General features: G+C 45.8%; 22 protein-coding genes. 15 read left to right on the top strand and 7 right to left on the bottom strand.

The features are described 5' to 3' along the window. Nucleotides 1–271 precede the first annotated feature (271 nt). The 8 genes from secE (at nt 272) to rpoC (ending at nt 12315) form a co-directional block, all read left to right on the top strand. Nucleotides 272–652 (top strand): preprotein translocase subunit SecE, encoded by a 381-nt coding sequence (gene secE / locus KJB35_RS27420; protein ID WP_005384680.1) that lies wholly within the window; start codon nt 272–274, stop codon nt 650–652. Nucleotides 653–665: 13 nt separating this feature from the next. Continuing rightward, a complete protein-coding gene (gene nusG / locus KJB35_RS27415; RefSeq protein WP_005384681.1) occupies nt 666–1214 on the top strand; it encodes a transcription termination/antitermination protein NusG in 549 nt (182 codons plus the stop codon). Nucleotides 1215–1378: 164 nt separating this feature from the next. Continuing rightward, nucleotides 1379–1807 carry a 50S ribosomal protein L11 gene (rplK, locus tag KJB35_RS27410; RefSeq protein WP_005384682.1) on the top strand — a complete coding sequence of 143 codons (429 nt, stop codon included), beginning with the start codon at nt 1379–1381 and terminating at the stop codon, nt 1805–1807. 4 nt (nt 1808–1811) lie between these two features. Continuing rightward, nucleotides 1812–2513: a 50S ribosomal protein L1 gene (gene rplA / locus KJB35_RS27405; protein WP_005384683.1), complete on the top strand. Its 702-nt coding sequence runs from the start codon at nt 1812–1814 to the stop codon at nt 2511–2513. A gap of 293 nt (nt 2514–2806) precedes the next feature. Continuing rightward, the gene (rplJ, locus tag KJB35_RS27400; RefSeq protein WP_005382538.1) at nt 2807–3301 is read left to right on the top strand and encodes a 50S ribosomal protein L10; all 495 of its coding nucleotides are present in this window, start codon (nt 2807–2809) and stop codon (nt 3299–3301) included. A gap of 57 nt (nt 3302–3358) precedes the next feature. Then, the gene (gene rplL / locus KJB35_RS27395; protein ID WP_005382540.1) at nt 3359–3727 is read left to right on the top strand and encodes a 50S ribosomal protein L7/L12; all 369 of its coding nucleotides are present in this window, start codon (nt 3359–3361) and stop codon (nt 3725–3727) included. Between the two features lie 252 nt (nt 3728–3979). Then, a complete protein-coding gene (rpoB, locus tag KJB35_RS27390) occupies nt 3980–8008 on the top strand; it encodes a DNA-directed RNA polymerase subunit beta (RefSeq protein WP_005384685.1) in 4029 nt (1342 codons plus the stop codon). Between the two features lie 104 nt (nt 8009–8112). Continuing rightward, nucleotides 8113–12315, top strand: coding sequence for a DNA-directed RNA polymerase subunit beta' (gene rpoC / locus KJB35_RS27385; RefSeq protein WP_005382514.1), 4203 nt, complete (start codon nt 8113–8115; stop codon nt 12313–12315). A gap of 172 nt (nt 12316–12487) precedes the next feature. Here rpoC and KJB35_RS27380 read toward each other — a convergent pair whose 3' ends face one another. Beyond that, a complete protein-coding gene (locus KJB35_RS27380) occupies nt 12488–12979 on the bottom strand; it encodes an Rsd/AlgQ family anti-sigma factor (RefSeq protein WP_005382515.1) in 492 nt (163 codons plus the stop codon). A 177-nt stretch (nt 12980–13156) separates the two neighbouring features. Here KJB35_RS27380 and nudC point away from each other — a divergent pair, with 177 nt between their 5' ends. Together nudC and hemE are read left to right on the top strand one after the other, a co-directional pair. Then, a complete protein-coding gene (gene nudC, locus KJB35_RS27375; RefSeq protein WP_005382516.1) occupies nt 13157–13954 on the top strand; it encodes an NAD(+) diphosphatase in 798 nt (265 codons plus the stop codon). Between the two features lie 247 nt (nt 13955–14201). Further along, the gene (hemE, locus tag KJB35_RS27370; protein WP_213906397.1) at nt 14202–15269 is read left to right on the top strand and encodes a uroporphyrinogen decarboxylase; all 1068 of its coding nucleotides are present in this window, start codon (nt 14202–14204) and stop codon (nt 15267–15269) included. Nucleotides 15270–15490: 221 nt separating this feature from the next. Here the strand turns inward: hemE and KJB35_RS27365 are convergent, their stop codons facing one another. Together KJB35_RS27365 and KJB35_RS27360 are read right to left on the bottom strand one after the other, a co-directional pair. Then, on the bottom strand, nt 15491–16063 hold the full coding sequence (locus KJB35_RS27365) for a uracil-DNA glycosylase family protein (protein ID WP_005382518.1): 573 nt from the start codon (nt 16061–16063) through the stop codon (nt 15491–15493). A 2-nt stretch (nt 16064–16065) separates the two neighbouring features. Next, complete coding sequence (locus KJB35_RS27360) at nt 16066–16989, bottom strand: D-2-hydroxyacid dehydrogenase (RefSeq protein WP_213906398.1); 924 nt, start codon at nt 16987–16989, stop codon at nt 16066–16068. A 66-nt stretch (nt 16990–17055) separates the two neighbouring features. Here KJB35_RS27360 and KJB35_RS27355 point away from each other — a divergent pair, with 66 nt between their 5' ends. Continuing rightward, nucleotides 17056–17643 (top strand): YjaG family protein, encoded by a 588-nt coding sequence (locus KJB35_RS27355; protein ID WP_005382520.1) that lies wholly within the window; start codon nt 17056–17058, stop codon nt 17641–17643. A 79-nt stretch (nt 17644–17722) separates the two neighbouring features. Here the strand turns inward: KJB35_RS27355 and KJB35_RS27350 are convergent, their stop codons facing one another. Continuing rightward, complete coding sequence (locus KJB35_RS27350; protein ID WP_005382522.1) at nt 17723–18856, bottom strand: hemolysin family protein; 1134 nt, start codon at nt 18854–18856, stop codon at nt 17723–17725. A gap of 253 nt (nt 18857–19109) precedes the next feature. Between KJB35_RS27350 and hupA the strand changes: the two genes are divergently transcribed. Both hupA and KJB35_RS27340 read left to right on the top strand, forming a co-directional pair. Continuing rightward, nucleotides 19110–19382: a nucleoid-associated protein HU-alpha gene (gene hupA, locus KJB35_RS27345; protein ID WP_005382524.1), complete on the top strand. Its 273-nt coding sequence runs from the start codon at nt 19110–19112 to the stop codon at nt 19380–19382. A gap of 39 nt (nt 19383–19421) precedes the next feature. Further along, entirely contained in the window at nt 19422–20120 is a 699-nt protein-coding gene (locus KJB35_RS27340; protein WP_213908276.1) for a DUF1481 domain-containing protein, read from the top strand. 78 nt (nt 20121–20198) lie between these two features. Here the strand turns inward: KJB35_RS27340 and purD are convergent, their stop codons facing one another. Then, nucleotides 20199–21488, bottom strand: coding sequence for a phosphoribosylamine--glycine ligase (gene purD, locus KJB35_RS27335; RefSeq protein WP_047102533.1), 1290 nt, complete (start codon nt 21486–21488; stop codon nt 20199–20201). A 194-nt stretch (nt 21489–21682) separates the two neighbouring features. After that, nucleotides 21683–23275: a bifunctional phosphoribosylaminoimidazolecarboxamide formyltransferase/IMP cyclohydrolase gene (purH, locus tag KJB35_RS27330; RefSeq protein WP_064377444.1), complete on the bottom strand. Its 1593-nt coding sequence runs from the start codon at nt 23273–23275 to the stop codon at nt 21683–21685. Between the two features lie 265 nt (nt 23276–23540). Here purH and zntR point away from each other — a divergent pair, with 265 nt between their 5' ends. Both zntR and cadC read left to right on the top strand, forming a co-directional pair. Then, nucleotides 23541–23939, top strand: a complete 399-nt coding sequence (gene zntR, locus KJB35_RS27325) for a Zn(2+)-responsive transcriptional regulator (RefSeq protein ID WP_005382529.1) — start codon at nt 23541–23543, stop codon at nt 23937–23939. A 163-nt stretch (nt 23940–24102) separates the two neighbouring features. Then, entirely contained in the window at nt 24103–25665 is a 1563-nt protein-coding gene (cadC, locus tag KJB35_RS27320) for a lysine decarboxylation/transport transcriptional activator CadC (RefSeq protein ID WP_005382530.1), read from the top strand. A gap of 17 nt (nt 25666–25682) precedes the next feature. Here the strand turns inward: cadC and KJB35_RS27315 are convergent. Beyond that, a partial coding sequence (locus tag KJB35_RS27315; protein ID WP_285469882.1) for a hypothetical protein occupies nt 25683–25954 on the bottom strand: 272 nt, incomplete at its 5' end.

The raw sequence follows: 25954 nt of genomic DNA, 5'->3' as shown, positions 1-25954 counted from the left end.
ACTAATTCATAGCGAATTAGCGATGCTTTCGGAAAATCTTGAATTAGATTTGACGAACCAGTAGCAAAAAGGGCATCATTTGATGCCCTTTTTCTGCACTCAACATTATTTTTGCTGTTTTCTTGTTCAGAAGTGGGTTGGGCGCAGAGCAAGATTAAGCAAAGAGGCTTAATCTTAAGAAGAGTACGCTGATTTTTTCAGCGATATGGAGTTTGCCCTGCAACAGCGGGGTTGTTGTCGTCTATATTAAGACTTGTAACAGGTTGGTTTTATGAAAGCAAATAATGCTGAAACTCCTGATAGCTCAAACGCAGCAGATACGTTTAAGTGGGTAGCCGCTTTCGTATTGGCAGCTGCCGCTGTTGTGGGTAATTACCTGTATGGTGAAATGTCTGTAGTGGTTCGTGCTGCAGGCGTTGTTGTTCTTATTGCAGCTGCCTTAGGCGTTGCAGCAACAACGACTAAAGGTAAAGCAGCGATCAGTTTTGCAAAAGAATCTCGTATGGAAGTACGTAAAGTTGTTTGGCCTACTCGCCAAGAAACCATGCAAACAACACTGATCGTTTTAGCTGTAAGTATTGTAATGGCTCTAGTGCTATGGGGTATTGACGGAATTATGGTTCGTCTAGTAGCTCTAGCAACTGGGGTATAGAGGGTTTTTATTCATGAGTGAAGCTCCAAAAAAACGCTGGTATGTGGTTCAAGCCTTCTCTGGATTTGAAGGTCGTGTAGCTCAATCTCTGCGCGAGCATATCAAAATGCACGGCATGGAAGAGCTATTCGGTGAAGTACTGGTTCCTACTGAAGAAGTAGTGGAAATGCGCGCGGGTCAGCGTCGCAAGTCTGAGCGTAAGTTCTTCCCAGGTTACGTCCTTGTTCAGATGATTATGAACGATGAATCATGGCACCTAGTACGCAGTGTGCCGCGTGTCATGGGCTTCATTGGTGGTACCTCAGACCGTCCGGCACCTATCACGGATAAAGAGGCTGACGCGATTCTTAATCGTCTTGAGAAAGCGAGTGAAGCGCCTCGTCCGCGTACAATGTACGAAGCGGGTGAAGTGGTACGTGTTAACGAAGGTCCATTTGCTGACTTCAACGGTACTGTTGAAGAAGTGGATTACGAGAAGAGCCGCCTGAAAGTGTCTGTATCGATCTTTGGTCGTGCGACACCAGTTGAGCTTGAATTTGGTCAGGTTGAAAAGCTGGACTAAGACTCTTCGTTAAAGAGTATAAAAAATCACCTTTTTAGGGTTGTATAAGGCGCGGATTATGACTATAATTTCGCGCCTTTTTACTTCAAGTGAAGTAAAAAGTTTCTTACACAAACGGGGAGCTGATCCGCGATTAGCGTTTGTACCCAAACTTAGGAATTATCATGGCTAAGAAAGTTGAAGCTTACATCAAGCTACAAGTTGCTGCTGGTATGGCTAACCCTAGTCCACCAGTAGGTCCTGCACTAGGTCAACACGGTGTGAACATCATGGAATTCTGTAAAGCGTTCAACGCAAAAACAGAATCTATTGAGAAAGGTCTACCAACTCCAGTAGTTATCACAGTATACAGCGACCGTTCTTTCACGTTCGTAACTAAGACTCCACCTGCTGCTGTTCTTCTTAAGAAAGCTGCTGGCGTTAAGTCTGGTTCAGGTCGTCCAAACACTGAAAAAGTTGGTACTGTAACTGACGCTCAAATCCAAGAAATCGCAGAAACTAAAGCTGCTGATATGACTGGTGCTGACATCGAAGCGATGAAGCGTTCTATCGCTGGTACTGCTCGTTCAATGGGCCTAGTGGTAGAGGGTTAATAAGATGGCAAAACTAACTAAGCGCATGCGCGTAATCCGCGAAAAAGTTGACGTAACTAAAGAATACGAAATCAACGAAGCTGTTGCTCTTCTTCAAGAACTAGCGACTGCTAAATTCGTTGAGTCTGTAGACGTTGCTGTTAACCTTGGCATTGATGCTCGTAAATCTGACCAGAACGTACGTGGTGCAACTGTACTACCTCACGGTACTGGCCGCGAAATCCGCGTTGCAGTGTTCACTCAAGGTGCTAACGCTGAAGCAGCTAAAGAAGCTGGCGCAGACATCGTAGGTATGGAAGATCTTGCTGAGCAAGTTAAGAAAGGCGAAATGAACTTTGACGTAGTTGTTGCTTCTCCAGATGCAATGCGCGTTGTAGGTCAACTAGGTACTATCCTAGGTCCTCGCGGTCTTATGCCAAACCCTAAAGTTGGTACTGTAACTCCTAACGTTGCTGAAGCAGTTAAAAACGCTAAAGCTGGTCAGGTTCGTTACCGTAACGACAAAAACGGCATCATCCACACTACTATCGGTAAAGCAAACTTCTCTGCTGAGCAGATCAAAGAGAACCTAGAAGCACTTCTAGTTGCTCTGAAGAAAGCTAAGCCATCTTCAGCGAAAGGTACTTTCCTGAAGAAAGTAAGCATCTCTACTACTATGGGTGCTGGTGTTGCTGTTGATCAGGCTAGCCTGAACACTCAAGCATAATTTATTTGCTTAGGCGCAAAATTAGTGTATAATTTTGCGCCTAATATTTGTGGTTGGGGCTGAACTTTGGTTCTTTGAACTGTCTCCTAGTTCGAAATGAATTAAGACCCAGTCTCCGTCCAAGACCGTAGGTGTTTGTGTAAAAGCAAACTTAATTATCCTACGTAGATGGTGCCCGAACTGACAGAAAGCTCTATGTAATATAGTTAACTTTCTTCTGGGGAAGCACCTCAATAGCTCTCACTGTCGTGATGATAGTGAGTGGTGTAACGACAACCAGGAGTAAATCCAAGATGGCTTTAAACCTTCAAGACAAAAAAGCAATTGTTGCTGAAGTCAACGAAGCTGCCAGTGGTGCACTTTCTGCAGTTGTAGCTGATTCTCGTGGCGTTCAAGTTGGCGCGATGACTTCTCTACGTAAACAAGCTCGTGAAGCTGGCGTTTACATGAGAGTTGTTCGTAACACTCTTGCTCGTCGTGCGGTTGAAGGTACTGAGTACGAGTGTCTAACTGACACTTTCACTGGTCCTACTCTAATCGCATTCTCTAATGAGCACCCAGGTGCTGCCGCGCGTCTTTTCAAAGACTTCGCTAAAGAGAACAAAGATTTCGAGATCAAAGCTGCTGCATTTGAAGGCGCTTTAACTGACGCTGAAGTACTAGCAACACTACCAACTTACGACGAAGCAATTGCACGCCTAATGATGTGCATGAAAGAAGCTTCGGCTGGCAAGCTGGCGCGTACTATCGCAGCTATCCGCGATCAAAAACAAGAAGCAGCGGCATAAGCCTTGCTTTTTACTGGTTGCTTAATAAACTTATTGTTGACTTAAAAGAGAATTGTTATGTCTATTACTAACGAGCAAATCCTAGACGCAGTTGCAGAAATGTCTGTAATGCAAGTTGTTGAACTAATCGAAGCAATGGAAGAGAAATTCGGTGTTTCTGCTGCTGCTGCTGTTGTAGCTGGCGGCGCTGCTGCAGGCGAAGCTGCTGCTGAGCAAACTGAATTCGACGTAATCCTAGAAGCTGCTGGCGGTAACAAAGTTGCTGTAATCAAAGCAGTACGTGGCGCAACTGGCCTAGGTCTTAAAGAAGCTAAAGCTCTAGTAGACGGCGCTCCAGCACCTCTTAAAGAAGGTGTTGAGAAAGCAGAAGCTGAAGCTCTTAAAGCTCAGCTAGAAGAAGCTGGTGCAACTGTTGCTGTTAAGTAATTATTGCATAGTTTCTTAGCCTAACGGCTAATTGGCTGGTGGTTTTTTAACCACCGGCCTTTTTGCGCTGTAGGGTATAGGCGAATTTTCCCGCTGTTTAAGCGCCTGATATCCATGCAAAAAACATTTCATTCTTACGAAATGAAATGTCACTACAGTAAACAGCTATATTAGTCACTGTCCCTTACCCCCCTTAAGTAACTAGGAGCGGGCGGACAGTTTGGGTCACTTATCAGCGAGCTGAGGAACCCCATGGTTTACTCTTATACCGAGAAAAAGCGCATCCGTAAGGACTTTGGTACTCGTCCACAAGTTTTGGACATTCCATACCTGCTATCGATCCAGCTCGATTCGTTCGACAAATTTATCGAACAGGATCCTGAAGGTCAATACGGTCTTGAAGCCGCTTTCCGTTCTGTATTCCCGATTCAGAGCTACAACGGCAATTCTGAGCTGCAATACGTTAGCTACCGTCTTGGTGAGCCAGTTTTTGACGTTAAAGAATGTCAAATCCGCGGTGTAACTTACTCAAAGCCACTACGTGTAAAACTACGCCTAGTTATCTTTGATAAAGACGCGCCAGCAGGTACTGTAAAAGACATTAAAGAACAAGAAGTCTACATGGGTGAAATTCCACTCATGACAGACAATGGTACCTTCGTAATCAACGGTACCGAGAGGGTTATCGTATCCCAGCTGCACCGAAGCCCAGGCGTGTTCTTCGACAGCGATAAGGGTAAGACCCACTCTTCAGGTAAAGTTTTATACAACGCACGTGTTATTCCTTACCGTGGTTCATGGCTTGATTTCGAGTTTGATCCTAAGGATAACTTGTACGTTCGTATCGACCGCCGTCGTAAGCTACCAGCATCGATCATCCTTCGAGCACTAGGTAAGTCGACAGAAGAAATCCTAGATATCTTCTTCGAGAAAGTGAACTTCGAAGTGAAAGACCAAACTCTATTGATGGAGTTGGTTCCTGATCGTCTACGTGGTGAAACTGCGTCATTCGACATCGAAGCAAATGGTAAAGTTTACGTTGAGCAGGGTCGTCGCGTAACAGCTCGTCATATCCGCCAACTAGAAAAAGATGGCGTTGATCACATCGAAGTACCAGTTGAGTACATCGTTGGTAAAGTTGCATCTAAAGATTACATCAATGAAGCAACTGGCGAGATCATTGTTAACGCTAACCAGGAAATCAGCCTGGAAGCATTAGCGAACCTATCTCAGGCAGGCCACAAAGCGCTAGAAGTTCTATTTACGAACGATCTAGACCACGGTCCATTCATGTCAGAAACATTACGTATCGACAGCACGGTTGATCGTATTTCTGCATTGGTAGAAATCTACCGCATGATGCGCCCTGGTGAGCCGCCAACAAAAGAAGCTGCAGAAGCTCTATTCGAAAGCCTATTCTTCTCTGAAGAGCGTTACGATCTATCGACTGTTGGTCGTATGAAGTTCAACAGCTCTATCGGCCGTGAAGATGCTCAAGAGCAAGGCACACTTGATGAAACTGATATCATCGAAGTGATGAAGAAGCTGATCGCGATCCGTAACGGTAAGGGCGAAGTGGACGATATCGACCACCTAGGCAACCGTCGTATCCGTTCTGTAGGCGAAATGGCTGAGAACCAGTTCCGTGTAGGTCTAGTACGTGTTGAGCGTGCAGTTAAAGAGCGTCTAAGCCTAGGCGATCTTGACGCAATCATGCCTCAAGACTTGATCAACGCGAAGCCAATTTCTGCGGCAGTTAAAGAATTCTTTGGCTCTTCACAGCTTTCACAGTTCATGGACCAAAACAACCCGCTATCAGAAGTAACGCACAAGCGTCGTATTTCTGCGTTGGGTCCTGGCGGTCTAACTCGTGAACGTGCTGGCTTCGAAGTACGTGACGTACACGTAACTCACTACGGTCGTCTATGTCCTATCGAAACGCCTGAAGGTCCAAACATCGGTCTGATCAACTCTCTATCTGCGTTTGCGCGTTGTAACGAGTACGGTTTCCTAGAGACACCATACCGTCGCGTTGTAGATGGCGTAGTAACAGACGAAGTAGATTACCTATCTGCAATCGAAGAAGGCCAATTCGTTATCGCACAGGCGAACGCTAAGCTAAACGAAGATGGTACTTTTGCAGATGAGCTGATCACAGCTCGTCAGAAAGGTGAATCTGGTCTACACCCTCGTGAGCACGCTCAGTACATGGACGTTGCGACAAACCAGGTTGTATCTATCGCTGCATCGCTTATCCCGTTCCTAGAACACGATGATGCGAACCGTGCATTGATGGGTGCGAACATGCAACGTCAGGCAGTTCCAACACTGAAAGCTGACAAACCGCTTGTTGGTACTGGTATTGAACGTAACGTAGCAGTTGACTCAGGTGTAACTGCAGTTGCTAAACGTGGTGGTGTAATCCAGTCAGTAGATGCTTCTCGTATCGTTGTTAAAGTTAACGAAGAAGAGCTAGTACCAGGTGAAGCTGGTATCGACATCTACAACCTGACTAAATACACACGTTCTAACCAGAACACATGTATTAACCAGCGCCCATGTGTGATGCCAGGTGAGCCTGTATCACGCGGTGACGTTCTTGCTGATGGTCCTTCAACAGACCTTGGTGAACTAGCGCTTGGTCAAAACATGCGTATCGCGTTCATGCCTTGGAACGGTTACAACTTCGAAGACTCGATCTTAGTATCTGAGCGCGTAGTTCAAGAAGACCGTTTCACGACTATCCACATCCAAGAACTGACTTGTGTGGCGCGTGATACTAAGCTTGGTTCTGAAGAGATCACAGCGGATATTCCAAACGTAGGTGAGTCTGCTCTGTCTAAACTAGACGAGTCAGGTATCGTTTACATCGGTGCTGAAGTTAAGGGTGGCGACATCCTAGTTGGTAAAGTTACACCTAAAGGTGAAACTCAGCTAACGCCTGAAGAGAAGCTACTACGTGCAATCTTCGGTGAAAAAGCATCTGACGTTAAAGATACTTCACTACGTGTACCTAACTCTGTATCAGGTACGATCATCGACGTTCAAGTCTTTACTCGCGATGGCGTAGAGAAAGACAAGCGTGCGCTTGAAATCGAACAGATGCAGCTTAAAGAAGCGAAGAAAGACCTAACTGAAGAATTCCAGATTCTTGAGGGCGGCCTTCTAAACCGTGTTAAAGCTGTATTGATTGAAGGCGGTTACTCTGAAGCGAAACTAGACACAACTGATCGTAAGAAGTGGCTAGAACTAACGCTAGAAGATGACGCACTACAAACTCAGCTTGAGCAACTTGCTGAGCAGTGGGATGAGCTAAAAGCTGACTTCGATAAGAAGTTCGAAACTAAGCGTCGTAAGATCACTCAAGGTGATGATTTAGCACCTGGCGTCCTGAAGATCGTTAAGGTTTACCTAGCGGTTAAACGTCGCATTCAGCCTGGTGATAAGATGGCGGGTCGTCACGGTAACAAGGGTGTAATCTCTAAGATCAACCCTGTTGAAGACATGCCATACGATGAGAAAGGTCAGCCTGTAGACATCGTACTTAACCCACTGGGTGTACCTTCGCGTATGAACATCGGTCAGATCCTAGAAGTACACTTAGGTCTGGCAGCGAAAGGTATCGGTGACAAGATCAACCAGATGGTTAAAGAGCAGCAAGAACTAGCGAAATTCCGCGAGTTCCTACAAAAAGTTTACGATCTAGGCGACACTCGCCAGAAAGTAGACATTGCTTCTCTATCTGATGATGAAGTACGTACTCTGATCAAGAACTTGCGTGGCGGTCTACCAATCGCGACTCCTGTATTTGATGGCGCTCCAGAAGAGTCAATCAAAGCACTTCTTGAGCTAGCAGATCTACCAACATCAGGTCAGTTAACACTGTTTGATGGTCGCACAGGTGATGCGTTTGAGCGTCCTGTAACTGTTGGTTACATGTACATGCTGAAACTGAACCACCTTGTTGATGACAAGATGCACGCTCGTTCAACTGGTTCGTACAGCCTAGTAACTCAGCAGCCACTAGGTGGTAAAGCTCAGTTCGGTGGTCAGCGTTTCGGTGAGATGGAAGTATGGGCACTAGAAGCATACGGTGCTGCTTACACGCTACAAGAAATGCTAACGGTTAAGTCGGATGACGTTAACGGCCGTACTAAGATGTACAAGAACATCGTAGACGGTAACCACAGCATGGAACCTGGCATGCCAGAATCGTTCAACGTACTGTTGAAAGAGATCCGCTCGCTAGGTATCAACATCGAGCTAGAAGACGAAGAGTAATCCTTTTCTCTCTTGATGAAAGTCGAGAGAATCAAAGCGATTATTTGGAAGAAGGTGCTCACTTTAGCGAGTGAGCTCCTTTTAACTCCTTACAGGAGCTGATTGTGAAAGACTTATTAAACTTTCTAAAAGCACAGCATAAGACCGAAGAATTTGATGCAATCAAAATCGGTCTATCTTCACCAGACATGATCCGTTCATGGTCTTTCGGTGAAGTTAAAAAACCTGAAACGATCAACTATCGTACGTTCAAACCTGAACGCGATGGTCTGTTCTGTGCGCGTATCTTTGGTCCAGTTAAAGACTACGAATGTCTTTGTGGTAAGTACAAGCGCCTGAAGCACCGTGGTGTTATCTGTGAGAAGTGTGGTGTAGAAGTTACACAAACTAAAGTTCGTCGTGACCGTATGGGCCACATTGAACTGGCTTCACCAGTAGCTCACATCTGGTTCCTAAAATCGCTACCGTCTCGTATCGGTCTACTAATGGATATCCCTCTACGTGATATCGAACGCGTTCTGTACTTCGAAATGTACGTAGTAACAGAGCCTGGTATGACTGATCTAGAAAAAGGTCAGATGCTTACTGAAGAAGAGTATCTAGATCGTCTAGAAGAGTGGGGCGACGAGTTCACTGCTAAGATGGGTGCGGAAGCTATCAAGGACCTACTAGGTTCTATGGATATGCACGCTGAAGCAGAACAAATGCGTGAAGAGTTAGAGACAACAAACTCTGAAACTAAGCGTAAGAAAGTAACTAAGCGTCTTAAGCTGGTAGAAGCGTTCATCGCATCGGGTAACAACCCTGAGTGGATGATCCTAACTGTACTTCCAGTACTTCCGCCAGATCTACGTCCTCTAGTACCTCTAGATGGCGGTCGCTTTGCGACTTCTGATCTTAACGATCTATACCGTCGTGTGATCAACCGTAACAACCGTTTGAAGCGTCTTCTAGAGCTAGCTGCTCCGGACATCATCGTACGTAACGAAAAACGTATGCTGCAAGAGTCTGTTGATGCGCTACTAGATAACGGTCGTCGTGGTCGTGCGATCACAGGTTCTAACAAGCGTCCTCTGAAATCTCTTGCTGATATGATCAAGGGTAAACAAGGTCGTTTCCGTCAGAACCTTCTAGGTAAACGTGTAGACTACTCTGGCCGTTCTGTAATCACAGTAGGTCCATACCTTCGTCTACACCAGTGTGGTCTTCCTAAGAAGATGGCACTTGAGCTATTCAAACCATTCATCTACAGCAAGCTAGAGACTCGTGGTCTTGCGACTACAATCAAAGCTGCTAAGAAAATGGTAGAGCGTGAAGAAGCGGTCGTTTGGGATATCCTAGACGAAGTAATCCGTGAACACCCAGTACTATTGAACCGTGCACCGACACTTCACCGTCTAGGTATCCAGGCGTTCGAACCAGTACTGATCGAAGGTAAAGCGATTCAGCTACACCCACTTGTTTGTGCGGCGTACAACGCGGACTTCGATGGTGACCAAATGGCGGTTCACGTACCTCTAACTCTAGAGGCACAGCTTGAAGCTCGTACTCTGATGATGTCGACAAACAACATTCTGTCGCCAGCGTCAGGTGATCCGATCATCGTACCTTCTCAGGACGTTGTATTGGGTCTGTACTACATGACTCGTGAAAAGATCAACGTGAAAGGTGAAGGCATGTACCTTTCTGGCCCAGAAGAGGCTGAGAAAGCATACCGCACTAAACAAGCTGAGCTTCACGCACGCGTTAAAGTACGTATTACAGAAACTGTTGTAGACGAAGATGGCAACAGCACTACAGAAACCAAGATGGTAGACACCACTGTTGGTCGTGCAATGCTATGGCAAATCGTGCCAGCTGGTCTACCGTACAGCATCGTTAACCAAAAGCTAGGTAAGAAGCAAATCTCTAACCTACTTAACGAGGCGTACCGTAAACTAGGTCTGAAAGACACAGTAATCTTCGCTGACCAAATCATGTACACAGGTTTCGCATACGCGGCACTTTCTGGTGTATCTGTTGGTATCGACGATATGGTTGTACCTGCAGCTAAGTACACTGAAATCGCAGAAGCGGAAGAAGAAGTACGTGAAATCCAGGAACAGTACCAATCAGGTCTTGTTACTGCGGGCGAACGCTACAACAAAGTTATCGATATCTGGGCATCGACCAACGACCGTGTTGCGAAAGCAATGATGGAAAACCTTTCATCTGAAACGGTAGTTAACCGTGACGGTGAAGAGGAACAGCAAGAGTCATTCAACAGCATCTATATGATGGCGGACTCGGGCGCTCGTGGTTCTGCAGCACAGATTCGTCAGCTTGCGGGTATGCGTGGTCTGATGGCGCGTCCAGATGGTTCAATCATCGAAACGCCGATCACAGCGAACTTTAAAGAAGGTCTAAACGTACTTCAGTACTTTATCTCAACGCACGGTGCTCGTAAGGGTCTTGCGGATACGGCACTGAAAACAGCGAACTCGGGTTACCTAACTCGTCGTCTAGTAGACGTTGCTCAAGACGTTGTTGTAACTGAACATGACTGTGGCACTCACGAAGGTGTCGACATGATGCCTCACATCGAGGGTGGTGATGTTAAAGTTGCACTTTCTGAGCTTGCTCTTGGTCGTGTTGTTGCTGAAGACGTACTAAAACCTGGCACTGAAGACGTTCTTATTCCACGTAACACCCTGATCGATGAGAAATGGTGTCAAATCATGGAAGAGAACTCAGTAGACAGCATGAAAGTGCGCTCTGTAGTAACGTGTGATTCTGACTTCGGTTGTTGTGCACAATGTTACGGTCGTGACCTAGCACGTGGTCACCTAGTGAACCAAGGTGAAGCAGTGGGTGTTATTGCTGCTCAGTCTATCGGTGAGCCAGGTACACAGCTAACGATGCGTACGTTCCACATCGGTGGTGCGGCATCGACAGCAGCGGCAGAGAACAGTGTTCAAGTTAAGAACAACGGTTCTATCAAGCTACACAACGCTAAATCTGTATTGGCTGATGACGGTAAGATCGTTATCACTTCTCGTGCGACAGAGTTAACTATCGTTGATGAGTTTGGTCGTACTAAAGAGAAGCACAAACTGCCTTACGGTACGCTACTAAGCAAAGGCGATGGTGATACAGTTCAAGCTGGCGAAACAGTTGCAAACTGGGAAGCGCACACACTACCTATCATTACTGAGGTAGCAGGTCGCATCCAGTTCGTAGATATGATCGACGGCGTAACAGTATCTCGTCAAACTGATGACCTAACTGGTCTATCTTCAAGCGAAGTAACTGACCCAGCAGCTCGCCCTTCAGCAGGTAAAGATATGCGTCCAGCTATCAAACTTGTTGACGAGCAAGGTAACGATGTAATGATCCCTGGTACTGATATGCCAGCTCACTACTTCCTACCTGGTAAAGCGATTGTGAACATCGAAGATGGCGCAGCAGTAGGTGTTGGTGCAACACTAGCACGTATTCCTCAGAAGTCTGGCGGTAACAAAGATATCACCGGTGGTCTTCCACGAGTTGCTGACCTATTTGAAGCACGTAAGCCGAAAGAGCCTGCAATCCTTGCTGAGCACACAGGTACTGTGAGCTTTGGTAAAGAGACGAAAGGTAAACGTCGCCTAGTGATCACACGTGAAAGCGGTGAAGCTTACGAAGAGATGATTCCTAAGCATCGTCAGTTGAACGTATTCGAAGGTGAAAAAGTTGAACGTGGTGATGTGATCGCAGATGGTCCAGAGTCTCCACATGACATCCTACGTCTACGTGGCGTACACGCGGTAACGCAGTACATTGCTAACGAAGTACAGGAAGTTTACCGTCTACAAGGCGTTAAGATTAACGATAAGCACATTGAAACTATCGTTCGTCAGATGCTACGTAAGTGTACTATTACTCACTCTGGTGACTCTGAGTTCCTACCTGGTGAACAGATTGAGTACTCACAAGTTAAGATTGCTAACCGTAACCTAGAAGCTGAAGGCAAAGAGCCTGCACGTTTCGAACGTGAACTACTAGGTATTACTAAAGCATCTCTAGCGACTGAGTCGTTCATCTCTGCGGCATCGTTCCAGGAGACAACTCGCGTACTAACAGAAGCTGCGGTTTCTGGTAAGCGTGATGACCTACGTGGTCTGAAAGAGAACGTAATTGTTGGTCGTCTGATCCCAGCTGGTACTGGTTTCGCATACCACCAAGAGCGTCAAGCTAAACGTTCTGAAGCGCAAGATGGTCCTTCTGCTGAGCAAGCAACGGATAACCTAGCGGCACTTCTAAACGCTGGTTTCTCTTCTGAAGAGTAAGTCATATAACGAGTAATCGTTAAAAGCTTAAGAAAAAGGCACCTTCGGGTGCCTTTTTAGTTTTTATACTACTTTGTTCTTCCGGTGGGATTTTCGATAAAGCTAGAAACAAAAAAGACCGACGATGATCGTCAGTCTCTTCTCTCACTCTATTTCTAAATGTTTGCAAATACTAAGCCCCAGGTGGCATAGACAGGCTTTCTGCGATTTGCTGTATCAGATAGTCCTCGACTTCAAAGCGAGTCTCAAGAATTTCCCCAATGAGACACATATCAGAATCGAAATCATTTAATTCATCATCTTCAGTCACTTCTGAGTACTTATCGTTAAAGTTCAATAATGGTTCAGTCGTTAGAACAATTTGACCATAGGTTTGATTGATCTCATTAGTCACGACAAAGCCGGTTGCTTTCCAACGGTCCATAACCATGTCATAAATTTTAAAGTGGCCTTCGGAGATGTAATCAACGAGGTGCTGACAGAAATCCTGCAGTTCGGAAGGAGATGGGAGTTCAATAACATTGGTTTTCGAACAAGGTTGCAGCGCTGCAAGCTTACAATATTCAACAATCAGGGATTGTCGTGTCTCTAACCAGTGATCAATGACATCACTTGAGCCACCCCACTGGTCTTGTGTTTGTTTGAATTTTCTTAGCATGACCATGCCCTCATGATCTGATCGCCCATCGGCGAACGTATCCTTTGCAAAGCAAAGTTAGTAAAGTTATTACAAACTCTTGTCCTTACTAGAATTTAGAGTGCACATTTACTTAACGATAAACTCTAGTATGAAATTAGATTGCCAGTAAAATGAACGAACTTCAAGCAAAGGGATGGTGTAATGTTAAGAAAAGGTGATGTTAACCGCGCGATAAATGCATACTGGTGTGTTGTTGCAGGAAGTGAAATTTGGCTGGTGGATGGTGCTGTGCCCTTCGGGTCTGCAGAGCAGTTATCACTGCCAGTAACGAGTGCAAGACCCATTGGTGAGTATTCTGGTTCGCCCGTCATGTGGCTTAACTTGGCCGATTTAGAGCATGATCTACCTTTAGTATCCCTGCGTGACTGCCTGCATTTTCCTGAGCCATTATTTATGTTGTTAAGTAAAGCTGTGCAATATGGGCACATGACGCAAAGTTTGCGCTTTTGTCCACAGTGCGGAGGAAGAAACTTTCTTAATAATAACCAGTTAGCCATGCAGTGTGGTGAATGTCGCACCCTTCATTATCCTAGAATATTTCCGTGTATTATCGTTGCTGTACGTAAAGAAAATCAGATCTTATTAGCCCAACATCCAAGGCATCGAAATGGTATGTATACGGTTATTGCGGGTTTTCTAGAAGTCGGTGAGACATTAGAAGAGTGCGTGGCTCGAGAAATTCATGAAGAAACGGGAATTCTCGTTAAAAATATTCGTTACTTTGGCAGCCAGCCTTGGGCTTTCCCATCCAGTATGATGATGGGGTTTTTAGCTGACTATGAATCCGGAGAGTTAAGCCCAGACTACACTGAGCTGTCTGATGCACAATGGTTTGGTATCGACGAGATGCCGCCTGTTGCGCCTAAAGGAACGATTGCAAGAGCACTTATCGAACAAACGCTGAAAGATATAGACTCTAATTGTCTGATAAATAGATAAAAAAAACCCTCCGAGAGGGAGGGGGTAAGTAAGATGTCGTTATGAGATGCTGAGTACTAAGTACTCAGTTTATAATTGTAGTTTTCGCTAGCGAACAAATTTTTAACACTGATACCGATTGGGTGCAAATTAAGCATTGATTTAAAAGTTAATAACTTGATCCAGGTTGCAAAGCACACAGCTATTGGACTTAAATCAGTGATAGAATACCCCCTTTCACAGAAAGCCTAACAGTTGGAATTACGGAATGACTGAATTAAAAAATGATCGTTATCTGCGTGCGCTTTTAAAAGAGCCGGTAGATTACACGCCAGTATGGATGATGCGCCAGGCAGGTCGTTACCTACCAGAATACAAAGCGACTCGTGCAGAAGCGGGTGATTTCATGTCTTTGTGTCGAAATGCAGAATTAGCATCCGAAGTGACACTTCAACCATTACGCCGTTTTCCTCTTGATGCCGCGATCTTATTCTCGGACATCTTAACGATTCCAGATGCAATGGGGCTTGGTTTGCGTTTTGCTGCGGGTGAAGGACCTGTTTTTGATAACCCAATTACATGCAAAGCCGACGTGGAAAAAATTGGTTTGCCAGATCCTGAAGGTGAACTGCAATACGTAATGAACGCAGTACGCCAGATCCGTAAAGACCTGAAGGGTGAAGTGCCGCTGATTGGTTTTTCTGGTAGTCCTTGGACTCTTGCGACGTATATGATCGAAGGTGGTAGCTCTAAAGCGTTTACCAAGATCAAGAAGATGATGTACGCGGAACCACAAACTCTGCACCTACTTCTAGATAAGCTGGCAGACAGCGTTATCGAGTACTTAAACGCGCAAATTAAAGCGGGTGCGCAATCGGTAATGGTATTTGACACATGGGGTGGCGTACTAACGCCTCGTGATTACAATCTGTTCTCACTGCAATACATGCACAAGATTGTAGATGGTCTGATTCGTGAAAACGACGGTCGTCGCGTGCCAGTCACACTGTTTACTAAGAATGGCGGCATGTGGCTTGAGCAAATCGCAGCAACGGGCTGTGATGCGGTTGGTCTAGACTGGACAATCAACATTGCAGACGCGAAAGTACGTATCGGTGATAAAGTGGCTCTGCAAGGTAACATGGACCCATCAATGCTTTACGCTTCACCAGAGCGTATCCGTGAAGAAGTCGCGGGTATTCTAGAAGGTTTTGGTGATGCAGGTACTGGTCATGTGTTCAACCTAGGGCACGGTATCCATTTGGATGTGCCGCCAGAAAACGCGGGCGTCTTTGTGGATGCGGTACACGAGCTATCTAAGCCATACCACAAGTAAGTTAGATTTTTTTGAAATCAAATACCGGCATTCAGTGCCGGTATTTTTTTACCTAAAACTCAAGGCCGTACAGCTCTGGTAGTATTTGGCCTACTATGATCTAATTACTACTCTAGCTGTACATTAGACATTAAAATTCAATATAAACAAATGCTTATGATTTCTGGTTTTATGTTCTAATTTTCTTGTACAGATAAACAAGCAATTAGATCATGGGTAACCTAAAGCATCGAGTGAACGCGTTTTTTAAGGTATGGCACGACGTCAGATTCAAACCAAGGATTCTTCTTTAACCACAATGTATTGCGTGGGGATGGGTGAGGGAGCGGGATAAAGTCCGGTTCCCAATCTTGCCATTGCTGAACAGTTTGCGTGAGCGTCTTTGGTTTGTTAGTGAGATAGTACTGCTGCGAGTACTGACCAATTAGTAGAGTGAGCTCTATATTGGGCAGTTGCTCAAGAATCTTTTTATGCCAAGTGGGCGCACATTCTTTACGAGGCGGTAAATCACCAGAGTTCCCTTTGCCTGGATAACAGAATCCCATTGGGACAATGGCAATTTTATTTGGGTCGTAGAAAACGTCTTTGTCGATATCGAGCCATTGGCGTAATCGATCACCACTTGGGTCATTCCAAGGTATCGAGGTTTTGTGTACACGTGTGCCAGGGGCCTGACCGATGATTAGGATGCGTGCCCCTTTTGCTGCTTGCACGACAGGGTTTGCACCCAAAGGTAAGTTATCCGCGCATATCTGGCAGGCCCTCACTTGCTGCAATAGCTCGTCTAACGACATTCTTAGTAACCCTTTTCGAAATCCACTTGATAATTTAATGAAAACCCATCGCGCCAGCGTAGATAGTTGTCAGCAAAAATCTCGATGACTTGCTCGGGAAAACTCAGCGCAGCAATGTGTGGAGTGATGGTGACTTGCGGTAGTTTCCAAAATGGATGCTCTACCGACAACGGTTCTTGCTCAAACACATCTAAGAAGGCGTGTTCTACCCAACGGTTTTTCAGAGCGAAGAGCAACCCTGCCTCATCCAGTACGTCGCCACGACCTACGTTAAACAATAACGCCTGATTTAGTTGGCTGAGCGTTTGACGATTAAGTAACTGTCGCGTCTCAGGTGTACTTGGTAGAGTATTCACAACGATGTCGGCTTGCTCAAATGCCTTACTTAGTTCATTGATATGAAAGGTCTGATGAAACTCGCCGCCTAGAGTAGGGATACCTGTGCGGTTAATACCGATAGTTTTTATCCCCATTGCTTTAGCGGCGTTGCCCAGATAGCCCCCAATGCTACCGGTACCAAGAATTACCATGGTTTTACTTTTTAATGACGTGTACAGGTGAGGCTGCCATTGTTTGTTTTGTTGCTGCTGGTGGTATCGGGCAAAGTGGCGGTAATGGGCAATACTGTAACCCAAAACATATTCAGCAATCAGTGGACCAAAGATGCCTCGAACGTTAGTTAGAGTATAGTCCTGACGAAGGCTAGGGGATGTTAAGGCGTTGACACCAGCAAACGTGGATTGTACCCATTCAAGCTGTGAAAACTCGTCTAAGCTTTGTGATAGTAAAGGTGGATCCGCTAGTACGATCTGAGCGGCTTCTGGTTGGTCGGTGAGGCAAAGATCGGGCAGATTTTTCTCTGCCAGTAACGTTTTGTAGGTGTCGCGATGCTCTGAGAGCAGGAAAATCTGATTTGAATGCGGCATTAACTTTTTTCCCTGTGATGAATCAAGTACACTTTCGCTGTTTTTTTCTTCAATGATTGAGTGACTATGCTTAAGAATCCTCTTCAGGTTCGTTTAGAAAAACTAGAACCTTGGCAACAAATTACCTTTATGGCGTGTCTGTGTGAACGCATGTATCCAAACTATGCGATGTTTTGTGAGAATACAGAATTTGCTGACCCGCGTGCTTACCGAGCGATTCTTGATAGTGTATGGGAAATTTTGACAGTTAAGAACGCGAAAATTAACTTCGAACGTCAATTGGAGAAGTTAGAAGAGTTGTTCCCAAGTGCGGATGAGTTCGATTTTTACGGCGTTTACCCAGCGATGGACGCGTGTCAGGGTTTGTCTACGTTACTGCATGGTCTATTGGACCGCGACTACCTTTTCGATTCAATGCTTAAAGTGAGTCAACAGTCGGTACAAACCGTTGCTGATCTAGAGCAAGCACAAGGCGCAGAGCCAATCACTAACGACAACCAGAAAGAAAACGAAGCCGTATGTGAAGAGTGGGACGTCCAGTGGGCTATCTTCCGTCCGCTGCGTGAAGCGGTAGAACGTGACATCAGCTTGATTAAAGATTTGCGTGAAGAGCTACGTGAAGAAGGTGTGAGCAACATCGGTATTGCGCTTTAATTGTTGAATAAATAGAAAAAGGCATCCTAACTGGATGCCTTTTTTGTTTGTGCGTTTAAGCTGTTATACCTAATGCTGATTACGATTCTTTCGAGTCGGGTTTCGGTGGCTCTTGAGCTTCTGGCTCTTTATCCTGCTTCTCCGGCTCATTATCTTCTTCATCGTCATCGCGGCTTTCGATTACGCCGTGCATTTCTTTCCAGCTTTCCCAGCGTTGGTAAGCCAGCTCCTGCATGTCAGTGCTTTTATCTGCTTCGTCGATGATCTCCTCGCCTACGAGGTGTTCAAAAATATCTTCCAACGTTACCAAACCTAGCACGGTACCGTATTCATCAACAACAAGTGCCAGCTGTAAGCGATGAGTCATCATCTGGTCGAATACTTTAGGTAAAGTGGTATTGTTTAGCACCACTTGAATTGGGCGCATGATTGCTCCCAACTGTTTCTGTCCACAACCTGATTGTTGTAGTTTGAACAACTCAAGGCGATGCACAAAACCTATGATGTTATCTTTCTGCTCGCTGTAAACCAATGGGCGTGAGAAAGGCGTATCTTTGTGTTTTTCTAGGAACTCATTGATGGTCATTGTGGCATCGACACGGAATACTACTGGTCGTGGCGTCATAACCTGCGTTACGGGTACATCTTGGATGCCAAGCAAGTTGCTTAAGATTTTTGATTCACCCTCGGCAAACTCACCGCTTTCACGTGCCAGAATCGCCATTGCAGACAGCTCATCACGCATCTTCGGAGCTTCGTGGTTACGAGCAAGACGCTTGGTGATTTGCTCTGAGAACCAAACAAAGGGTGTAAGCGCCCATACCATCCAACGCAATGCGACCGCGGCAGTGGGTGCCAACTGACGCCAGTAGGTCGCGCCAATCGTCTTCGGTACGATTTCTGAAAGCACTAAGATCGCCAATGTCAGCACTGCCGAAAAGATACCTAATGCTTCGCTACCAAATACAACCGCAGCTTGTGCACCAGCAGTGGCCGCGCCGATAGTGTGAGCGATGGTGTTTAAAGTCAGAATAGATGCCAGTGGTCGGTCGATATCTGATTTCAGCTTAGCCAATTGCCCAGCTGCGGGATGCCCCTGTTGATTGAGCTGCGCAATGTAGCTCGGACTGATACTCAGCAGTACCGCCTCCAGCACCGAACAGATAAACGAAATGCCGATTGCAATAGAGATATAAATGGATAACAGCAGCATAGTTGCCCTTGAATGTAGTTTGATAGTGGTTATTTGCAGCTATTATAACCGCAAAAGTGACTTATAAATTGGTCCAAATACCTTGGAAAGCAAGGGTTTTCAGGGGGTATGTGGTAACAAATTGTGAGTTATTACTCATATTATGGCTAAAAGTACGTCAGAAAATCGAAAGATCGCTTACAAACCTTTGCCAGATGGGGCATTTATGTTTTAGAGTGAGACGAATTCGATAACCTATGAGAAGGGAAACCTAATGAACAAGACCCAATTAATCGACTTTATCGCAGAGAAAGCAGACCTATCAAAAGCACAAGCAAAAGCTGCTCTTGAAGCGACTCTTGATGGTGTAACTGGCGCACTTAAAGAGGGTGACCAAGTTCAACTAATTGGTTTTGGTACATTCAAAGTAAACCACCGCGCTGCACGTACTGGTCGTAACCCTAAGACTGGTGACGAGATTCAAATCGCAGCAGCTAACGTACCAGCATTCGTAGCAGGTAAAGCGCTGAAAGAATCAGTAAACTAAGTTAGAATGCACCGAGGTATCCTGCCTCGGTGCAATTTCATGAAAAAACATCTACTCACTTCACTTCTCCTATCTAGCCTTACCCTTTTTGGCTGTTCATCGGTTGAAACTCCTAATTTAGAACAATTCACGCATTTTTCTGGTGGTAAAGTTGCGGGAGATGCTAGCAGCTTGTACTGGATGACAGAGAAACTCACTCGTGTGAGTACGGCGGCTGATTATGTGACTATGGGGGACAATGGTTGGTTCCAGAGTGATTATCGCTGGGATGAAGGTGAGTTGCGAGAGTTGATTCGAAAAGGCGAGCAAGTTGATACCAAACAAGAGTTGGTGCCTTTTCAAATCCACATCCGTTTCAATAAAGATGGCGAAGCGGTTTACCAAAAATATCGTGTTAACCGTAAAGTCTTACCACTTCAGCATGACCAATTAGAGCGCTACAAAGCAGAAGCGAATGACGTAGTGGCATCGGTTAAGGCGCAGTCTCGTAACAATAAGAGCCTTATTCAAGGTTATTGGAATGGTCAATCGTTTGAAACCTGCAAAGGTAAGGTGTTCTCGACACTCGAGTTTAATCAGACGTTGCCAAAATTTATTATCGAGCGTCTCTCATCGGTAGACAGTTATGTGGCTTTTGTCGGCAAGCAGTCACGAAACAAAGCAATGGTCGATGAACTGTTGATGCTCAATGACGATGACTTTGATTGTGTTTCTCGGCCCAAGTTGATCTCTGAATAAACATTGCTTCGCATTCTCTCGAACAATAAAAAAAGGCGCTGAGTGCGCCTTTTGTTTTTTAGCCAACTTATGTTGTTTTTATTTTTCTTGCTCACGTGCAATTGCACGGTAGCCGATATCGTTGCGATGGAACATGCCATCCCAACTGATCTGTTTTGCAAGCTCGTAAGCACGCTGCTGCGCTTCTGATACGCTGTTGCCAAGTGCCGTTGCACAAAGAACGCGACCACCGTTTGTCACGATGTCGCCATCTTTGTTACCTGTACCAGCATGGAAGACTTTTTCGCCTTCAATTTCAACTTGTGGCAGACCCGAAATAACGTCGCCTTTGTTGTACGCTGCTGGATAACCACCGGCTGCTAGCACGATACCAATCGATGCTCGTGGATCCCACTTCGATTCCGCTTGATCCAGTTTCTCGTCGATTGCCGCTAGGCACAGATCAACAAGATCTGATTCCATGCGCATCATGATAGGTTGTGTCTCAGGATCACCGAAGCGGCAGTTGTACTCGATCACTTTCGGAGTGCCGTCTTTGTCGATCATCAGACCCGCGTATAGGAAACCAGTGTAAGGGTTACCTTCAGCGGCCATGCCACGTACGGTTGGGTAAATCACTTCTTCCATGATGCGGTTGTGGATTTCTTGTGTCACCACTGGAGCTGGAGAGTATGCTCCCATACCACCGGTGTTAGGACCAGTATCTTTGTCGCCTACGCGTTTGTGGTCTTGGCTGGTGGCCATAGGCAGAACGTTCTCACCATCGACCATCACGATGAAGCTTGCTTCTTCACCATCTAGGAACTCTTCGATAACGACACGACTACCAGCATCACCAAATGCGTTGCCTGCTAGCATGTCTTTGATTGCGTCCTCAGCTTCTTCTAGCGTCATTGCCACAATCACGCCTTTACCAGCTGCAAGGCCGTCGGCTTTCACCACGATCGGTGCACCTTGCTCACGCACGTAAGCCAGTGCAGGCTCGATTTCAGTGAAATTCGCGTAGGCACCCGTTGGGATTTGGTGACGAGCAAGGAAGTCTTTGGTAAACGCTTTAGAGCCTTCAAGTTGCGCTGCGGCCTGGGTAGGGCCAAAGATTGGTAAGCCCGCTTCGCGGAACGCATCAACCACACCAATAACCAATGGTGCTTCTGGGCCAACGATAGTCAGTTCAATCGCCTTCTCTTTGGCGAAAGCAACAAGGCCAGCGATGTCTTCTACATCGATGTTTACGTTCTCTAGTTTTGGCTCTAGTGCTGTACCTGCGTTGCCTGGTGCAACGAAGATAGTCTCAACATTTGGGTTTTGTGCCGCTTTCCAACCTAGCGCATGTTCACGACCGCCTGAACCAATGATTAAAACTCGCATATGAAAATCCTTAATCTTATAAATACCGTTTGCTCAAACTCAGATATTTCGCAAAGACCTGAGTATGGCCTCTCTAATTCAGTGGGACGAGGACAAGGCGACAAGTGAACTTATTCCTATGAGCATAGTATGCTATGTGATTAGGATAAGTGAACGCCGTCAACGCAGTTATCGTCCCAGTGAAGACGAGAGGATTAGTGGCGGAAGTGACGCATACCGGTAAAGATCATCGCCATGCCGTGTTCGTCTGCCGCTGCGATAACTTCGTCATCACGCATAGAACCACCTGGTTGGATCACACACTTGATGCCCGCTTCTGCAGCCGCGTCGATACCGTCACGGAATGGGAAGAATGCATCTGATGCCATTACACAACCTTCAACCTGTAGACCTTCGTCTGCAGCTTTGATGCCTGCGATTTTCGCAGAGTAAACGCGGCTCATTTGGCCAGCACCTACACCGATAGTCATGTCGCCTTTCGAGTAAACGATTGCGTTAGATTTCACGTATTTCGCTACTTTCCAGCAGAACAGTGCATCTTTCAGCTCTTCTTCTGTTGGCTGGCGCTTAGAAACCACTTTTAGATCGTCTAGGCTCACCATACCTTGGTCTCGGTCTTGAACCAGTAGACCGCCATTCACGCGTTTCACGTCAAAGCCAGTTGTCTTCGTTGTCCATTCGCCACATTCAAGTAGACGCACGTTCTTCTTCGCTGCAACCACTTCAATCGCTTCAGAAGAAACAGAAGGAGCGATGATGACCTCAACGAATTGACGTTCAACAATAGCGGTTGCTGTTTCAGCATCTAGCTCTTGGTTGAATGCAATGATGCCGCCGAATGCAGATGTTGGGTCAGTTTGGTAAGCGCGGTTGTACGCTTCTAGGATGTCTTTACCTAGAGCAACACCGCATGGGTTTGCGTGTTTTACGATTACACATGCTGGCTCGTTGAACTCTTTCACACACTCAAGTGCGGCGTCCGTGTCTGCGATGTTGTTGTAAGAAAGGGCTTTACCTTGGATTTGGCGAGCAGTAGAAACGGATGCTTCTTGTGGGTTTGCTTCAACGTAGAATGCGGCTGCTTGGTGGCTGTTCTCACCGTAGCGCATGTCTTGCTTCTTCTCGAACTGTTGGTTGAACGTACGAGGGAATTTGCTCTCTTCATCACCTTCTTTGTTCTCACCGTAAGATGGAACCATAGTGCCGAAGTAGTTTGCGATCATGCCGTCGTAAGCGGCAGTGTGTTCAAAAGCAGCGATGGCAAGGTCGAAGCGAGTTTCGAGAGTGAGAGATTTGTCGTTTTCGTCCATCTCTGCAATTACGCGGCCGTAATCACCTGCGTTAACAACGATAGTCACGTCTTTGTGGTTTTTCGCTGCAGAACGAACCATTGTTGGGCCGCCGATATCGATGTTTTCAACAGCGTCGGCTAGTGTACAGCCTTCTTTGGCAACGGTTTCTGCGAATGGGTATAGGTTTACGACAACCATATCGATAGGGTTGATGCCGTGCTTTTCCATCACGTCATCATCTTGGCCACGACGACCAAGCACACCACCGTGAACTTTTGGGTGAAGCGTTTTAACGCGGCCGTCCATCATTTCTGGGAAACCAGTGTAGTCAGAGACTTCGGTTACGGCGATGCCTTGTTCGGCAAGTAGGCGAGCTGTACCACCAGTAGATAGGATATCGACACCGCGCTCAGCAAGAGCTTGCGCAAACTCAACAATACCTGTTTTGTCTGATACGCTGATAAGCGCACGGCGAATAGGACGAGCGTTATTCATGCTTCCATTTTCCTCAAATTCACGGAGTTAAAGATGTTTGCCAAAAATGAACTTGTTTTTACCTCTTGGGGTAAAATATTGGCCAGTTTTGGTAAAGACCTTTGCAGGGTGTTTTCTGGTTAGAAAACAGTCTCCACATTTGATGGCGCGTATTCTAACCAATTTATTACAAAAAAGCTCGCGCAATCGTTTGGCATCTCAAAAATAATTGCAAAAAAGTCGTTCTTTAGCTTTAAAAGTAACGAGATAGTTAATAGGGAAAGTTATGTTTCAGATAGGTGAACTGGCAAAACGTTGTGGTGTGACTGCCGATACATTGCGTTTCTACGAGAAAAACGCGCTAATAAAACCCGCAGGACGAAGTGAGTCAGGCTATCGCTTGTATGATGAAGAGAATCAAAAGCAGGTGCACTTTATCCTCAAAGGTAAAGATCTTGGCTTGAGTCTGGATGAAATTAAAGACCTGTTAGAAATTAAGTTAGAAGCGACAGAACACAGCTGTGCAGAGGTAAAAGCCATTACTTCTGCCAAGTTAGAGCTGATTGATGGGAAAATTAACGAGCTGACGAAAATTCGCCGAGCGTTAAAGAAGATTAATGATGCTTGTTGTGGTCATACAGACGATGACGCCACACATTGCTCTATCCTTGCCGCACTTGAGTAGTCTCATTCTTGCATCACTTAACTTAAGTTTGCATTTTTGGCGACTTGCTTTTCTAGGTACACGCTGCTTTCCCACCTATAATCTTGCCTTTAGTTACTTGTAGGAATCGACCATTGTCTGATTCCTAGCGTAACGCTGTCTGTAGATACGAGAGTTTTCATACATGGTTGGAGTCTATTTTCAAATCAATGACTGGGTTTTGAGCGTTGATGAAAATAAGCTGTATCGACAAGATAGGGAAGTTACTGTTGAGCCACGCTTAATTAATCTTTTGCACTTCTTAGCGGAGCATGCGAATGAGGTGTTCAACCGCGAGGAATTGATTCAGTACGTTTGGGCTGGAGCGATTGTGACCGATCAAGTGGTGACTCAATCCATCTTTGAGTTGCGTAAGCTACTACGTGACGGTCGAGAGGAAAATACCAACTACGTTATCACGGTGCCCAAGCGTGGCTATAAGCTGGTAGCGAACGTGGTTACTATGACGCATGAAGAGTTTGTCACAAGTCGGCAAAATGAAGAGATCCCACCTTCTGTTGAAGAATCGGAAGAGGATTGTCTACCTATAGCACCAGCCGTTACCTTTCCTGCCGGTCCTCTAACTCGCGCAGTCTGCGAGATGTCAAAAGAGAAAAAAGCACCTCAGAGCAAAAACAAAATCAGCCCTTGGCGATTGGGAATTATGAACTTCATCTGGATCAGTATGTTGGTCGTAGTGATGGGCGTGTTTACCTACAAGCAGTCGGAAGTGCGTATTACCCAAGCCATCGATACCCATCTGATTGAGTTCAAGTTTCAAGATAATTTTACGAATGAAGGATTAAGCTACGATTTGGCAGACGGATTCGCCCAAAAGTTGATGTCCGACATTGCTCAAGTCAGTGATTACCGAGTCATGCTAAAGAAGGCGTCGTTTACTTCTGGCATTGTGCCTGGTAAATCGGTTGTGGTGAGAGTTCGTGAGAATGACGGTGGCAGCTTTTTAGAGGTGGAATATCGCAATAACTCATCTGAGAAAGTGTTGTTTAGTCGTCAATACGCGTTAACCAGTAGTCATTTAAAGACAGTGCTTCAACAAGCATCGTTGGATTTGATGCAAGTGCTGAAAGTATCGGATGCCAAATTGAAATCTACGATGCTGGTGGCGGGAATGCCAATGAATCCCGACGCGTTGGAGTTGTTTGTTCAGGCTAACCATTACCTTAATGTCTCTGATACTAAACAATTCCGCCAAGGTATCGACTTGATGGAAAACATTTTAGAAATCGAGCCGGATAATGCTTACGTTCAAGCTGAGTTGTTGATTGCTTACCATGTACAAAAGGCTCTTGATTTCTCACAGGAGTTGAAGAAAGGGCGAATGCAGCAGCTCAGTGAAGCACTAGAGACTAATGTGAAAATGATGGTGGGGCCAATTCAACCGCGAATTTATGAAGCTTTAGCACTGCACGAAACCATCATTGGTGACATGGCGTTAGCCAAGCGGCATCTCGGACAGGCATTGAGGTTACGTGATTCAGTGCTTTCCTATGTGATTCGCGGTAAGCACGCCGAATTGGATGGTGATCTGGATTTAGCCAGTGAGTCTTACAGTGAAGCTTTCTATATTGATACGTCGGTTGAGACGTACCTGCTGTGCGAAAACTTGGTCTTCCCAAGTAACATGAAGGCGATTGATTACGCCATGTATCGCGCCGTTCACCCTTCTGTCGTTCGAATGCTTTAATTCTCTCGGACTCAACGTCAGTCTAATGCTAGCCCCTCATTTCGGTGAGGGGCTTTTTTGTCGCTGTCGAAAAGTGAAAAGGGTGAGGCGGTGGGGCAATGACTTACGAAGGAGCTAACAACGCAAGCTTGCAACGGGAATACATACCCGCTTTGCTTCTCTATCTCTATCTCTATCTCTATCTCTATCTCTATCTCTATCTCTATCTCTATCTCTATCTCTATCTCTATCTCTATCTCTATCTCTATCTCTATTGATTGTATGAAGTGTCTGGCTGAGTTATGTGGCG

Source organism: Vibrio sp. D431a, assembly GCF_030248655.1.
Taxonomy (GTDB): Bacteria; Pseudomonadota; Gammaproteobacteria; order Enterobacterales; family Vibrionaceae; genus Vibrio; species Vibrio alginolyticus.
Note: the sequence above shows the minus strand (reverse complement) of the source record. Positions and strands in the feature narration are given on the sequence as shown.